We start from the raw sequence: 12,820 nt of genomic DNA, 5'->3' as shown, positions 1-12,820 counted from the left end.
GAGAGTGGTTCCCTATGTCGTTGAGATCTGCCGTGCTGGTCGCCGGGTTCGTACTGGCCGCGCTCAACCTGCGCCCCGCCATCGCGGGTGTCTCCCCGCTCCTCGACGAGATCATGACGGACGTGGGCCTGTCGCCCGCCGGCGGCGGCGCCGTCACGACGGTCATGGTGGTCTGTCTCGGGGTGTTCGGGCCGGTCACGCCGCTGCTCGCGCGGCGCTTCGGGCTCGACCGCACGCTGCTGGCCGGACTGCTGGTCATCGCGGCGGGCGTGGCGCTGCGCGGCCTCGACGGCGCGCCGGTGCTCTACCTCGGCTCCGCCCTCGCCGCCACGGCGATCGCCGTGATGAACGTCTCCATGCCCGCCGTCGTCAAGGAGCACTTCCCCACCCGGGTCAACCTGCTGACCGGCGTCTACGTCGCCTCGGTGGTGGCCGGCGCCACCCTCGCCTCCGGGCTGGTCATCCCCATCGAGCACGCCACCGGGTACGGCTGGCGCGGCGTCTCCGCGCTGCTCGCCGTGCCCGCCCTGCTGGCCGCGCTGCTCTGGCTGCCCCAGGCGTTGCGCAAGCAGAGCGGGGCGCAGAACGGGCCCAGGCCGTTCGGAGCGGTGCTCAGGAGCCCTGTGACCTGGTGGGTGACCGCCCTCATGGGCCTGCAGTCGCTCACCTTCTACGTCATGCTGGCCTGGCTGCCGACGATCTTCCTGGAGGCCGGACTCCCCGCCGACCAGGCCGGCTACCTGCTCAGCCTGACGAACCTGGTCCAGGTCGTCACCTCGCTGGCCATCCCCGTGCTGGCGGGCCGGCGGGCCTCGCAGGTGCCGTACGTGGTCGGCGCCGGGGTGCTGACCGTGCTCGGCTACCTCGGCATGCTGCTGGCCCCCACGGCCGCGCCCTGGTTGTGGATGATCGTGCTGGGGATCGGCCAGGGCGCCTCGTTCGCGCTGGCGCTGCTGATCATCGCGCTGCGGCCGGCCGATCCGGCGACCGTGACCGCGCTGTCGGCCGTGGCGCAGTCCGTGGGGTACGCGATCGCGGCGCTGGGGCCGTTGCTGTTCGGGTTCCTCAGGGAGGTCTCCGGCGGCTGGACGGTGCCGCTGCTGGCGGGGCTCGGGGTGCTCATGGTGCAGATCGTGGCTGGGTGGTTCGCGGGCCGGCCTGCTACCTTAGGTAAGGCTAACCTATAGGGGGATTCAGGTGCTGATCGAGACGCTCCAGCGGGTCGCCGACGAGCGTGGCGGGGTGCTGGGCGTCGAGCCCGGCCTGGTCATCGAGCCCGACGGCAGCTGGACGCCGGTCACCGAGCTGTTGCGGGAGCCGTACGCGGCGCTGCTCGGGCTGATCGACGAGACGGCCGCGCGCTGGAACGCGCCGCGCCACGTCGGCGCGGCGCTGTTCTGGAAGACGTACGGCTACTGGCACACGATGCCCATGGCGCTCGGCTGGGCGCTGGACGGGCGGGTGCCGATCATGCGGCCGGCGGACACGTACTTCAAGGTGTCGGACGCCGGGGTGACGATCGCGGCCACGCGGGTGAGCTGGTCCGAAGGGGCCGCCGCGATCCGCGAGGCGCTCGCCGAGTCGCAGGCGCCGCTGGTGCGGGCCGTCGGGGCGGTGGCGAAGGTGGGCGAGCGGACGCTGTGGGGATCCACGGCGGAGGCGCTCGCCCATCCGCTGACGTCGATCGTGCCGGGCGACTACATGCGGCTGCTGAAGGGGATCGGCCCGCCGGTCGACGGGCTGATCGAGCCCGCCGGCGACGGCTACTTCCGCAGGACCTGCTGCCTGTGGGTCACACTGCCCGACGTCGAGCCCTGCGGAAGCTGCTGCGTGCTCAGGCCACGACCACGTCGTCCAGCGGCCTGAGCTCGTCGGCGTAGCTCACCGAGACGCGGCGCATGACGCCGGTGCCGTCGATGGAGTACTGGCCGAGCCGCCACAGCGGCGGCGAGTAGGCGTGGATGGAGACGCTCTCGTCCACCGCGCCGTTGAGCCGGTGGATGTGGTCGGGCCCGAACGAGAACGACTGCCCCTCCGAGACCACGGTCTCCAGGTGCTCGCCGCCGATGCGCGGGTTGCACTCCAGGAGCGCGCCCTGCACCACGTGGACGGCGCCGGAGGAGATGTCGTGGTCGTGCCAGCCGGTGTCGTCCTCGGGGCGCCAGCAGAGCAGCCAGACGTCCACGTACGCGTCGCGGTAGAGCGAGGCGTAGTGCCTGCCGCCGTCCGCGGGGAACTGCACCTGGTCCCGCCACTCCTCGGGGTGGGCCGCCAGATCGTTCACCAGGTCGCGCAGTTCGCGCCGGTCGAGCGTGCGCTCGGGCAACCGGGCACAGGTGCCCCCGTCCTGGATCTGCTTCGTGCTCACGTACGAGTCTCCTTTCTGGTCAACAGACGACGGGGGTTGACGACCCGGATGGCGTGGCCGGCGGCCGCGCCGAGTCCGGGCTCGGGTGCGGTGGCGTAGGGGGCGTCGGAGCCGTTGACGACGACGTCGATGCCCAGCTCGCGGACGATCGCGTCGATCGCCCGCGGGCCGTAGGAGGAGGTCTCCACGAAGAAGTTGGGATCGACCAGGCCGCGGCTGCCGCCGCCCCTGGCGATCAGGCGCTCGGAGTGCAGCGGCGCCAGCCCCGCGAGGAGGGCGAAGCAGACGCGCAGCCGCGGGTGCCTGGGGCGGACGACGGCGTGGAAGTAGTGCCACGCGGCGTGCATCTGCTGGACGTACGGCACCACGGCGGGCCACCAGGGCGGCGTGCCCGCGGTCTTCGCGGCCGGGCCGGGGTGGACGAACAGCGGAAGGTCCAGGTCCGTCAGCACCTCGAGCAGGCGGTCGTCGGGCACGGCCGTCGCGGGGAGCTGCAGCCCCGCGAGGCCGCGGCCGAGGTCGCGGGCCAGGCGCTCGGGGTCGGGCCGGCTGAGGCACGTGGACGCCCAGGCCCCGAACGGCTCGCCCAGCGCGAGCGCGCCGTCGTGGTAGGCGTCGATCACCGGCCAGGACTCCTCCGGCGGCAGGAACTCGACGCCGAGCGGGCTCGACGGCGACACCAGCGCCAGCTCCAGGCCGGTGGTGTCGCGGTGCTCGAGGTCCTGGGGGTCGATCTCGTACGGGGGCTCGTCGTCGAGGTACAGCGTCCAGCCGTCGACGTGGGGAGGGGAGGAACGGGCGCGCAGGGCGTCGACGAGCGGGCGCGTCCAGACATGCTGATGGACGTCGATGCTCACGGCTTCCTCCTTCCCCTATTCCCTACTAACATTACAGGTAACCCGCGCCACCTTGCGACACTGAGCTGTGAAGCGTTTCAGTGATACGGTTCAGTGAACCGCTTCACAAGGCCGTTGTCAACGGGCGCCGAGGCAGCCGGAAACGCCGCCGGGCCCGGCGTTCCGGGGTGGTGCTCGCTCGGTGAGGAGCGCGAATCGGCTGAGGCGAATCCGTTCTGTCGGCGCTAGCGAATAGGCTGGCTTAATGCCTCGCAAGAGAGCCACGATCCGGGAGGTGGCTCAGGCCACAGGCCTGTCACCAGCGGCCGTCTCGTATGCGCTGCGCGGCCTGCAGGTCTCCGAGGAGACCATGGAGCGCGTCCGCGCGGCGGCGGCCGAGCTGGGCTACGAGGCCGACCCCATCGCCAGGGCCCTGGCCAGCGGGCGCACCGGCATGATCGGCCTGCTGTGCGGCTCGCTGGAGGACCTGTGGCAGCAGTCCCTGGCGGTCGGCATCAGCAGAGGGCTGCGGGAGAAAGACCGCTATGCCCTGATCCTTGATGCGGTGGGCGATCCCGCCCGCGAGCGGGCCTTCGCCCAGCGGCTGCGCGACCAGCGCGTCGACGGGCTCATCGTCCAGCCGATCGATCCGGCGGCGGCGTTCTGGCCCGAGCTGTGCGAGTCGCTGCCGGTGGTCGCGATCGGCGACTCGATCGCGGGCACGGCCGGGGAGGTCGTCTTCGACAACCGGCGCGGCGTGACGCTGGCGCTGGAGCACCTGCGCGCGCTGGGCCACCGCCGCATCGCCGTCCTCACCCCGACCCGGGCCAGCACCCCCGACCGGCCCGCCGACGTGCACGTCACCGCCGAGGCCGACCGCCTGGGGCTGGACATCGTGGTCGCCACCGCCCCGCACGGCCTGGCGGGGGCCACCGCGGCGGCGCGGGAGCTGCTGGCGGGGCAGGGGCCGAGCGCGGTGTTCTGCTTCGCGGACTCGATCGCTTACGGGGTCTACGCGGCCGCCCAGGAGCTGGGGCTGGCCGTGCCCGAGGACGTGTCGGTCATGGGGTATGACGATCACCCGATGTCGGGGCTGCTCACGCCTGGTCTCACGACCGTCGATTGGGACATCGACGGGATCGTCAAGGCGGCGGTCCGGCTCATCTCGGCGGCGGCGGACGGGGGGACCCGGCGGCGGCGCGTCGTCCAGGCACCCACCCTTCGCGAGCGCGGGTCGGTCGCCCGCCTGCGCTGACGCCTCCCCGGTCCCGGTGCGCGCGCGTGGGCTTATGGGCGGTGCGTGACACCCCTCGACACCGGATGTCCCGGTCGCCGGGTGCCCTCCCAAGATGGGATGCCCCCCGAAGGCGGTGCAGCTTCCGATCGGCATGCCGAGGAGCGGGGTCAGGGTGGTGGGTGAAGGGACAGGGCGTGGCGGGAGGTGGTGAGGTCGTCGGTGAGGGGGCGGTCCGGGGTCGGGGTGTTGAGGGCGCGGAGGGCGGCGGTGCGTTCGCAGGCCAGGACGATCTCCAGGGGCTCCAGGCAGCGCAGGGCGTTGCGGGCCGCCTGGGTGGCGAAGCCGGCGTGGTCCTCCGTGCCCAGGGAGATCACCACCGTGCCCGTCGTCACCGGCGTCGCGAGGAGGCGGAGCTCGGCCAGGGCGTCCTGAGCGACGTACTCCAGGATCAGCGCCCCCGACGACCCCGGGCGGTCGGCGAGGAACGGGTGGTGGCCGGTGTAGGCGGGGTCCATGAGGGTGGCCAGGCGGGCGGCGCTGAGCTGGGCCGTCTGTACGAGCGCGGCGCGCAACGCGTCGAGCGCCAGCGCCAGCGGGGCCGAGTGGAAGTTGCCGTTGTGCCAGGCCAGGGAGCCGGAGATGAGGGGGTTCTCGGCGGCGGCGTTGAGGTCGATCTCGACGGCGGCCGTGGCCCGGTCGAGGGCGTCCACGGCGGCCCCGTGCACCTGGGCGAAGGCCCGGTAGCCGTACGGGTCCTGGACGCGGGTCGCCAGCTCCTGGGTGAGCAGGCCGCGCAGGCGGGCGGCCACGGCGGCCTGGCCGGCGTGGGGACGGGCCTCCTGCACGGCGGCCGCCAGCGGCTCGGCCGAGGCGCCCACGGCGGTGAACGACATCGCCGCCACGTCGATGACGGCGTCCAGGAGGAGACGGAGGCGGTGGCAGGCGATGGCCGCGTCGGCCAGCGTGGCGGCTCCCGAGCTGATGAACGGCAGCGCGTCCTCAGGGGCGAAGGGGAAGCGGGGGTCGGCGGTAGCGGTGGCGGTGGCGTCGATCGGCGGTGTCCCCGAAGGGAGCGGGGGTGGGGGTTCGTGGTGCCAGGGGAGCTCGCCGAGCAGGCACAGGGCCGTGGTGGCGAGGGCGGCGAGGTCGCCGGTGCCGATGGCGCCGTACGTCTGGATCGGCGGGGTGAAGCCGCCGTTGATCGCCTCGGCCAGCGCCGGCAGGACGGCCGGGTCGATGCCGGAGCCGCCGGCGAGGAGCTGGTTGAGCCGGACCACGAGCATGGCCCGCGCGCGGGCCGGCGGGATCGGTGGGCCGGCGCCGCACACGTGGCTGCGGAGCAGGTCGAGGCCGGGCTTGTCGAGGATGACGCCTCTGTTGGCGCCCACGCCGGTGCTCCGGCCGTACACGGGGCCCGTGAGCTCCTGAGCGGTGGCCCACGCGGCCCGGGCCCGATCCAGGGAGGCGATCGTGACCCGGGCACCGCCGTACGCGGCCTCGTGGACCTGCGCGCAGGTCAGGCCGGCGCCGTCGAGCTCCACCGGCGGGTCAGTCGCCGTCGGGAATGAACAGGCCCAGCAGCCAGCTCACCACGCTGATGATGATCGCGCCCCAGAAGGCGGCCGGGTAGAAGTTGTCGACGTGGAAGGGGATGTCGAGCTGAGTCGAGATCCAGCTCGTCAGCAGCAGCATGGCCGCGTTGATCACGAGGAGGAACAGGCCCAGCGTCAGAACGATGATGGCGCATCCGAGGGCCTTGACGATGGGCTTGACGATCGCGTTCACGATGCCGAAGATCAACGCCACGATCAGCAGCACGCCCCAGTATTTGGCGGAGTTGGTGGAGGTGCTGACCTCGATGCCGGGGACCAGTTGGATGGCCACCCAGAGGGCCGCCGCCGCGGCGATGGTTCTGATGATGAATCTCACGCTGCTTGATCCTCCCACTTGAGATCGGCACTTCGATAGTGGCGCGGCCACTACGATTCCCGACGGTTACTGTGCGTAGTTGTCGGTTATGGTTGGTCAAACTCGGGCAGGGGCGTCCAGGGGAGGGAGCGAGATGGACGCGAACGGGCTCGAGTCGTTGCCGGCCGACGAGTTGCACGACCGTGCCGTGCGGTACGCCGTACGCCACGGGGACCTGGGGTTTCTCTGGGACCTGTTGAAGGTGATCCCGGCGGCCGAGGCCGCCAGCGGTCATGGCACGGAGGCCGCCAACGACCTCAGCAGGGTCTCCGCGCTGCTCAGCGACGCCATCGCCTCCGGCGAGGGCCAGCTGGGGGAGGCGCTGCGCCCGATCTACATAGAGTATTTGCGTAAACATCCCGACGCCTGACGTGCTCCCAGGGCGCCGGGAGGTGGCCTCGCAGAGCCGGTGCGGTCCACCCTCCGTAATCGCGCGGGCGCGCTCAGCCCGCCAGGCGGGCCTCGCTGCCGCTGTATTGCGCGAAGCCGGGCGTGCTGATCTCCTGCCCGTCACGGGTGATGATCATCGTCTGGTACGGTCCCGCCGCCGCCAGGTCGGCCGCGAAACGCCTGGCCAGCATGGGCCCCATGGCGTAGATGGCGGTGGCGTACGCGTCGGCCACGCCCAGGTCGGGACCGATCACGGTGACCGAGCCGAGCCCCTCCTCGACGGTCCCGGTGTGCGGGTTGACGACGGCCGCGCCGCCGGAGGTGGCGATGCCGAGGTCGTGGGCGAAGACGACCTTGCGGATCACGTCCTTGCGCGGATCGCGGATGCCGACCCGCCAGCGCTTGCCGGGGGCGGCCGAGCCGCGCACCCTGATGTCCTCGCCCGCGCTGATGCGGTGGTCGCCCGCGCCGGCGTTGACCAGGGCGCGGGAAAGGCGTTCGAGCGCCCAGCCCTTGATGTAGCCCGACGGGTCGGTGAGGCCGTTGATGCGGGCCTCGAAGTAGCCGTCGGTGGCCTGGCTGATCTCGTCGCAGCGGTGGAGGACCTCGATGAGCTCGGGGATCTGCTTGATCGTCTGGCCGCGGTTGAGCCGGCCGATCTGGCTGTCCTCGCGTACCGGGCTGAAGGTGTCGTCCACCCACCTCAGCCAGGAGAACGCGTCATCCAGCAGGGGCGTCATCTCGCGTGCCGGGAGAGCGGTGCGGATGTCCACACTGACCGGCATGCCCATGACCATCTCGACACGGGCGCTTCCGGGGAAAATCGTCACCTTGCCTCCTTGTCCGCAGCCCACCGTTGCAGATGGCACGTAATGTGGAGCTAAACCTTTTGCCGTGATTTGAAATAAATCTGTGATCTTGGGACAGCAAGGCGTGACAACGCGCCGCCTACGTACCTCTTGAACTGCCGCGGACCGGCCACCACCACGTCGCGCTCGGCGATGTCGGGAATCTGGCGGCTCAGGCCGGAGGCGCTCAGGCGCTCCTTGGCCCGCGGGTCGTGCTCGGCGCCCTCGATGAGGATGAGCCCGTACCGGGCCTCCAGGTCGCGCAGCTCGTCGGTGGCGCGCTCGGTGCGGTAGACGGCCACGGTGCCGGGCGTGCCGGCCAGCCGTTCGCGCAGGGCGGCCGCGTCGAGGCCGGTGGCGATCAGCAGGGTCGGCCTGGTCGCGTCAGAGACCTGGTGACTCCAGACCGCCATGACGGCCGCCATCGCGTACAGGATGAGCGAGCCGGCGCGGCTGAGGTCGGTCACGTACGCCGTGGAGCTGAACTGGTGGGCCACCAGCATCGCGCCGGCGAGATAGCTGCCGAGCCGCAGGCGCTGCCTGGCCTCCTCGGTGCGGAGGTAGTCGGCGGCCTTGACGGTGATCAGGCCGAACGCGACGAGCAGCGCCGCGGCGGCGTAGGCACTGGGTCGCCAGGGGTAGCCGAATCCCGGCTGGATCGCACCGAACTCGGCCACCGCGACCCCGCACCAGAAGAGGACGGGACCTTGGTTCGCATTCGCCTCGCTAGCCATGCCACTCACGATGCTGAATGAACATTAAAGGTTTCTGAGTAGGGTCTGAAACATGGCTAACGTGCGTGTCGAGCGAACTGAGGACGGCGGATTCCGGGCGACGAACGCCCGCGGCGCCGAGGTGCGGATGGGCGGCGGGGACGAGGACGGGGTGTTCACCCCGGTGGAGTTGCTGCTGGCGGCGGTGGGCGGCTGCAACATCGTGACGGTCGAGCCGCTGACCGCCAAGCGCGGCCACCGGCTGGTCCGCCTGGCGATGACGGTGCAGGCGGACAAGGTCGAGCCCAGCAAGCTGGGCCCGGTCACCGTCACGTACGACGTCGAGCTGCCCTCGGAGGAGGCCGACGAGGTGTTCAGGGCGGTCGCGGAGCGGGTGCACGAGAAGTACTGCACGGTGAGCAGGTCGCTGCAGGAAGGTACGGAGGTTCGGTTGGAGCTTCCGTAGTCGGATTAAACAGATATTCGACCCCGTTATGACGCGACCGTTGCATTCGTATCGGTAGCGTTGTAGCAGGTCAAGAGGCCAATAGACCTTCACCGAAGCGGACGCGGAGGGGGACCGCGGTTCGCAAGTGCGGGACCGCCGGCGTTTTGGGGGAATCGCCGGCCTGGACCGCCGCCGATCGGGCCGGGCAGCTTTGGGGGAACTGCCCGGCCCGATCTATGCGTATCCTCCCCTTCCGTGAAGAAAGTGCTGATTGACTGCGACCCCGGCATCGACGACGCGCTCGCTCTGGCCCTGGCCGCCGGCTCCCCCTCCCTCGACGTGGTGGGCATCACCACGGTGGGGGGCAACGTTGACCTCTCCTTGACCACCGCGAACGCGCTCGCGCTGCGCGAGTTCCTGGAGATGGGGAACGTCCCCGTGACGCCGGGCAGCGCCGGCGCCCTGCTGCGCGAGACCGTGCGCGCCACCCGCGTACACGGCACCACGGGCCTGGGCGGCGTGGTCCTCCCCACTCCGCAGCTCGGGCCCTCGGACGGCCACGCGGTCGACTTCATCGTGGACACCCTGAAGGCCGCCCCGGGCGAGATCACGCTGGTGGCCGTGGGCCCGCTGACGAACATCGCCCTCGCCGTACGCCGCGAGCCGCGCGTCGTGGAGTGGGCCCGCGAACTGGTGATCATGGGCGGCTCGTTCACTCGTGGCAACCACAATCCGGCGGCCGAGTTCAACATGCTGGCCGACCCGGAGGCGGCCGCCATCGTCTTCGGCGCCGGATGGACCGTGCGGATGCTGGGCCTGGACGTCACCCTGTCGGCCACGGTCACCTCCGACGTCCTGGACCGGATGCGGCCTCTCGGCAAGCTGGCCGAGCTGCTGGTGCCCGCCGCGCAGTTCTACGGCGTGGTGACGGCCGACGGCGGGCCGGCCATCCATGACGCGTGCGCGGTGGCGTACGTGCTCGACCCCTCCCTCTTCACCTGCGTCCCCGCGATGGTGAACGTCGAGACCGCCGGCCTTTACACGCGGGGGATGACCGTGACGGACTTCAAGGTGAGCGAGCAGGACTCGAACGCGCTCGTGGCCACATCGATCGACGTCAAGGGGTTCTGGGAGCTGGTGCTGGGAGCGTACGAGAGGTTGGCGGGGCGGCTCGGATGATGTGCGGGCAGGGCTCAGCGGCTGATACAGTTACACCTGTTGCGCCGCTAGCTCAGTTGGTCAGAGCAGCTGACTCTTAATCAGCGGGTCCGGGGTTCGAGTCCCTGGCGGCGCACAGCGAAAAGCCCAGGTCACTCAGGTGGCCTGGGCTTTTTTGATCAGGCGAGGGCCGGGCATCGTCGCGTCAGGATCGGGAAGGTCTCGGCGCACACCCGGCCGAGGCGCCCGCGGTGGAAGACGAGCGGGTCGTCGTCGGAGTCGTTCACGGTGAGCGACACCACCTTGGCGAGGATCAGCTCGTGGTCGCCCACCACGTGGCTCAGGTCCAGGACGCAGTCGATCCACGCGACCGCGTCCGTGATCGCCGGGTGCCCGCTCTCCCGCACCGACCAGCCGACCCCCGCGAACTTGTCGCTTCCCTTGGCCGCGAACGACCGGCACACCTGCTCCTGCCCGGCGCCCAGCACGCTGATCGTGAACGCGCCCGCGGCCTTGATGCGGGGCCAGGTGGCCGAGGTGTGGGCGGCGCAGAAGCTCACGATGGGCGGGTCGAGGGAGACCGAGGTGAAGGAGTTGACCGTGAAACCGTGCGGTTCGCCGTCCTCCAGCGCCGCGATCACGACGACCCCCGTCGGGTAGTGGCCGAGCACGCGCCTCAGCCGCAGGCTGTCGATCATCGTGTGCTCCAGCGCCGCTTGAGCTCGTCGAGGTGGCGCAGCCCGTCGAGGACGGTGTCGGTGTCGGGGACGAAGTCGATGAGACAGGCGACCTCGTCGACGCCGATCTCCTGCAGCGAGCTCAGCACGGCCATGCCGTCGTCGACCGTGCCGAACAGGCCGCCCGTCTCGAAATAGCGGTCGAACGAGACCTCCAGGAGGAACTCGATGTCCTCCGGGTCCATCGAGTCCGGGTCGATGCCGGGCATCAGGTCCTCGGCCGCCTTCAGCACCAGGCCGAGAGAGCTGCGCAGGTAGTCGGTGAAGGGCTGGTGGACCACCTCGCGCACGCGGGCGCGGTTCTCGCCGATGAAGGTGTGCAGCATCAGGGCGACGTGGCCGGTGCCGCTGTGCGCCCTGGCGTAGTGCTCGCGGTAGTCGGCGACCTTGCGTACGAGGTCGTCCAGGCTCTGGCCGAGCAGGTGCGTCAGGATGCCGTAGCCGAGGTCGCCCGCCTGGCGGAACGTCTCCGGGTTGCCCGAGCTGGTGAGCCACGTGGGCAGCTCCGGCTGGACCGGCGCCGGGTAGGCGCGCAGCTTGACCGACTCGCCCGCCCCGTCGACCAGCTCCACCTCCTCCTGCCGCCACAGCCGCCGCACCGTGTCGATGGTGTCCATCGTCACCTGCCGGCGACCGGCGTAGTTCTCGGGCCGCAACGCGAAGTCGACCACATGCCAGCCCGGGGCGAAGGACACGCCGACCCGGCCGCCGGACAGGTTGTCCACCATGGCCCATTCCTCGGCGATGCGAACCGGGTGGTGCAGCGGCGCCACGACGCTTCCCGCGCGGATGGCGACCCGCTCCGTCACGGCGGCGACGGCCGCCGCGCTCACGGCGGGATTGGGATATCGGCCGCCGAATTCATGAAAATGCCGCTCGGGTGTCCACACCGCGGAGAATCCGTGGGTGTCGGCGAACCTGGCCCCTTCCAGCAGCAGCCGGTACTGGTCGGTTCCCGCCCTGACATCGTCGGCGAAATAGAAGAGACCAAAGTCCATCGTTTCTCCTTGCGTGCCGCGTTGATGCGCCCGGTCCGGGTGCCACAAGTATTTGTGAGAAGCGAAAGCGGGGTAACCCCTAGCGCCCACTAGGCGTGCCGCCGCCGGGCGTCCGCCCTGCTGAGCACGGTCTGATGCGCTCGGGCAACCCTTATCGCCCCTTGTCCCGACGCGACTTCACCACGCGCCCGGCCGTCGGCGGATTCGTTAGGGGAATGACCCCGGACATTAGGGGGCGAATCCCGTGGCTACGCCGCGGCCGCATGGGCTGGAATGAACGGTGATATCCCGCGGCGTGGTGCCGAATTCCTGGCCGGCAGAAGGAAGGAATCCCTAGTGATCACCGAAACCGGAGCGTGGGTACGGCGGTTCTTCGCCGCACCGGCATCCGCCACCCGTCTGATCTGCTTCCCGCACGCGGGCGGCTCAGCCTCCTATTTCCACCCGGTCGCCAAACAGCTCGCACCGCGGCTCGACGTCCTGGCGATCCAGTACCCGGGCCGGCAGGAACGCCGCCTGGAGCCGTGCATCGACGACATCGGCACCCTCGCCGATCGCGTCACCGGGGAGATCCTGCCCCTGGCGGACCGGCCGATGGCCTTCTTCGGGCACAGCATGGGCGCGGTGGTCGCGTTCGAGGTGGCCAAGAGGCTGATGGGCGACGGCGTCTCGCCGCTGGTGCTCTTCGCGTCCGGCCGGCGCGCGCCGTCGAGCGTACGCGTCGAGACCGTGCACAAGGAGGGCGACCGGGCGCTCATCGCCGAGGTGCGGCGGCTCGGCGGCACCGACACGCGGATGCTGGACGACCCCGAGCTCGTGAACATGATCCTTCCGTCGCTGCGCGGCGACTACACGGCGATCATGACCTACCGCTGCCCGCCCGGCACCAAGATCGACGCGCCGATCGTCACCCTGGTCGGCGACTCCGACCCGCACGTGTCGCTGGACGAGGCCAAGCGCTGGAAAGAGCACACCAGCGGCCCGTTCGACATGCACGTCTTCCGCGGCGGCCACTTCTACCTGAACTCACACGCGGCAGCGGTCATGCGGAAGATCACCGAGAACATCCCCGCCGTCCAGGCGTAGGTCCCCCTTTCGGTTGCAGGAAGAGTACGAGGC

At 70.7% G+C, this 12,820-nt stretch carries 15 protein-coding genes and 1 tRNA gene; 8 read left to right on the top strand and 8 right to left on the bottom strand.

What is annotated here, in order from left to right; translation table 11 throughout:
- Positions 1–14 precede the first annotated feature (14 nt).
- Positions 15–1,187 carry a CynX/NimT family MFS transporter gene (locus H4W80_RS26340; RefSeq protein ID WP_192787537.1) on the top strand — a complete coding sequence of 391 codons (1,173 nt, stop codon included), beginning with the start codon at positions 15–17 and terminating at the stop codon, positions 1,185–1,187.
- A 10-nt stretch (positions 1,188–1,197) separates the two neighbouring features.
- Positions 1,198–1,866 (top strand): (2Fe-2S)-binding protein, encoded by a 669-nt coding sequence (locus tag H4W80_RS26335; RefSeq protein WP_192787536.1) that lies wholly within the window; start codon positions 1,198–1,200, stop codon positions 1,864–1,866.
- Here the strand turns inward: H4W80_RS26335 and H4W80_RS26330 are convergent.
- Complete coding sequence (locus tag H4W80_RS26330; RefSeq protein WP_192787535.1) at positions 1,835–2,368, bottom strand: cysteine dioxygenase; 534 nt, start codon at positions 2,366–2,368, stop codon at positions 1,835–1,837. The two genes, H4W80_RS26335 and H4W80_RS26330, sit on opposite strands and share 32 nt — an antisense overlap.
- On the bottom strand, positions 2,365–3,225 hold the full coding sequence (locus H4W80_RS26325) for an amidohydrolase family protein (RefSeq protein WP_192787534.1): 861 nt from the start codon (positions 3,223–3,225) through the stop codon (positions 2,365–2,367). Before H4W80_RS26325 ends, H4W80_RS26330 begins: the two co-directional genes overlap by 4 nt.
- A gap of 274 nt (positions 3,226–3,499) precedes the next feature.
- On the opposite strand from H4W80_RS26325, the gene H4W80_RS26320 reads away from it, so the two are divergent.
- Positions 3,500–4,459 (top strand): LacI family DNA-binding transcriptional regulator, encoded by a 960-nt coding sequence (locus tag H4W80_RS26320; RefSeq protein ID WP_318787067.1) that lies wholly within the window; start codon positions 3,500–3,502, stop codon positions 4,457–4,459.
- 149 nt (positions 4,460–4,608) lie between these two features.
- Here H4W80_RS26320 and H4W80_RS26315 read toward each other — a convergent pair whose 3' ends face one another.
- Both H4W80_RS26315 and H4W80_RS26310 read right to left on the bottom strand, forming a co-directional pair.
- A complete protein-coding gene (locus H4W80_RS26315) occupies positions 4,609–5,982 on the bottom strand; it encodes an aromatic amino acid lyase (RefSeq protein ID WP_192787532.1) in 1,374 nt (457 codons plus the stop codon).
- 7 nt (positions 5,983–5,989) lie between these two features.
- Positions 5,990–6,370 carry a phage holin family protein gene (locus tag H4W80_RS26310; protein WP_192787531.1) on the bottom strand — a complete coding sequence of 127 codons (381 nt, stop codon included), beginning with the start codon at positions 6,368–6,370 and terminating at the stop codon, positions 5,990–5,992.
- 133 nt (positions 6,371–6,503) lie between these two features.
- Here H4W80_RS26310 and H4W80_RS26305 point away from each other — a divergent pair, with 133 nt between their 5' ends.
- Complete coding sequence (locus H4W80_RS26305) at positions 6,504–6,779, top strand: hypothetical protein (protein WP_185068012.1); 276 nt, start codon at positions 6,504–6,506, stop codon at positions 6,777–6,779.
- 73 nt (positions 6,780–6,852) lie between these two features.
- On the opposite strand, the gene H4W80_RS26300 is transcribed toward H4W80_RS26305, so the two are convergent.
- Together H4W80_RS26300 and H4W80_RS26295 are read right to left on the bottom strand one after the other, a co-directional pair.
- Positions 6,853–7,629: an FAD:protein FMN transferase gene (locus tag H4W80_RS26300; RefSeq protein ID WP_192787530.1), complete on the bottom strand. Its 777-nt coding sequence runs from the start codon at positions 7,627–7,629 to the stop codon at positions 6,853–6,855.
- A gap of 50 nt (positions 7,630–7,679) precedes the next feature.
- A complete protein-coding gene (locus H4W80_RS26295; RefSeq protein WP_192787529.1) occupies positions 7,680–8,381 on the bottom strand; it encodes a ferredoxin reductase domain-containing protein in 702 nt (233 codons plus the stop codon).
- Positions 8,382–8,433: 52 nt separating this feature from the next.
- On the opposite strand from H4W80_RS26295, the gene H4W80_RS26290 reads away from it, so the two are divergent.
- From H4W80_RS26290 to H4W80_RS26280, 3 genes are all read left to right on the top strand, one after another.
- Positions 8,434–8,826: an OsmC family protein gene (locus H4W80_RS26290; protein WP_192787528.1), complete on the top strand. Its 393-nt coding sequence runs from the start codon at positions 8,434–8,436 to the stop codon at positions 8,824–8,826.
- Between the two features lie 237 nt (positions 8,827–9,063).
- Positions 9,064–9,987, top strand: a complete 924-nt coding sequence (locus tag H4W80_RS26285) for a nucleoside hydrolase (protein WP_192787527.1) — start codon at positions 9,064–9,066, stop codon at positions 9,985–9,987.
- 41 nt (positions 9,988–10,028) lie between these two features.
- Positions 10,029–10,102: transfer RNA gene (locus H4W80_RS26280), tRNA-Lys, on the top strand.
- Positions 10,103–10,145: 43 nt separating this feature from the next.
- Here the strand turns inward: H4W80_RS26280 and H4W80_RS26275 are convergent.
- Positions 10,146–10,664, bottom strand: a complete 519-nt coding sequence (locus H4W80_RS26275; RefSeq protein WP_192787526.1) for a flavin reductase family protein — start codon at positions 10,662–10,664, stop codon at positions 10,146–10,148.
- Positions 10,661–11,701, bottom strand: coding sequence for a MupA/Atu3671 family FMN-dependent luciferase-like monooxygenase (locus tag H4W80_RS26270; protein ID WP_192787525.1), 1,041 nt, complete (start codon positions 11,699–11,701; stop codon positions 10,661–10,663). Before H4W80_RS26270 ends, H4W80_RS26275 begins: the two co-directional genes overlap by 4 nt.
- A gap of 336 nt (positions 11,702–12,037) precedes the next feature.
- Here H4W80_RS26270 and H4W80_RS26265 point away from each other — a divergent pair, with 336 nt between their 5' ends.
- Entirely contained in the window at positions 12,038–12,787 is a 750-nt protein-coding gene (locus H4W80_RS26265; protein ID WP_318787066.1) for a thioesterase II family protein, read from the top strand.
- Positions 12,788–12,820: the final 33 nt, after the last annotated feature.

The sequence above is a fragment of the Nonomuraea angiospora genome (assembly GCF_014873145.1).
GTDB classification, from domain to species: Bacteria; Actinomycetota; Actinomycetes; order Streptosporangiales; family Streptosporangiaceae; genus Nonomuraea; species Nonomuraea angiospora.
The sequence above is the reverse complement of the archived record's forward strand: the minus strand, read 5'-3'. Positions and strand labels throughout refer to the sequence as shown.

Coding starts and splice junctions, on each gene's coding strand:
- H4W80_RS26295 (WP_192787529.1), bottom strand. CDS start 8,381: ATGGCTAGCGAGGCGAATGCGAACCAAGGTCCCGTCCTCTTCTGGTGC.
- H4W80_RS26340 (WP_192787537.1), top strand. CDS start 15: ATGTCGTTGAGATCTGCCGTGCTGGTCGCCGGGTTCGTACTGGCCGCG.
- H4W80_RS26275 (WP_192787526.1), bottom strand. CDS start 10,664: ATGATCGACAGCCTGCGGCTGAGGCGCGTGCTCGGCCACTACCCGACG.
- H4W80_RS26305 (WP_185068012.1), top strand. CDS start 6,504: ATGGACGCGAACGGGCTCGAGTCGTTGCCGGCCGACGAGTTGCACGAC.
- H4W80_RS26270 (WP_192787525.1), bottom strand. CDS start 11,701: ATGGACTTTGGTCTCTTCTATTTCGCCGACGATGTCAGGGCGGGAACC.
- H4W80_RS26290 (WP_192787528.1), top strand. CDS start 8,434: ATGGCTAACGTGCGTGTCGAGCGAACTGAGGACGGCGGATTCCGGGCG.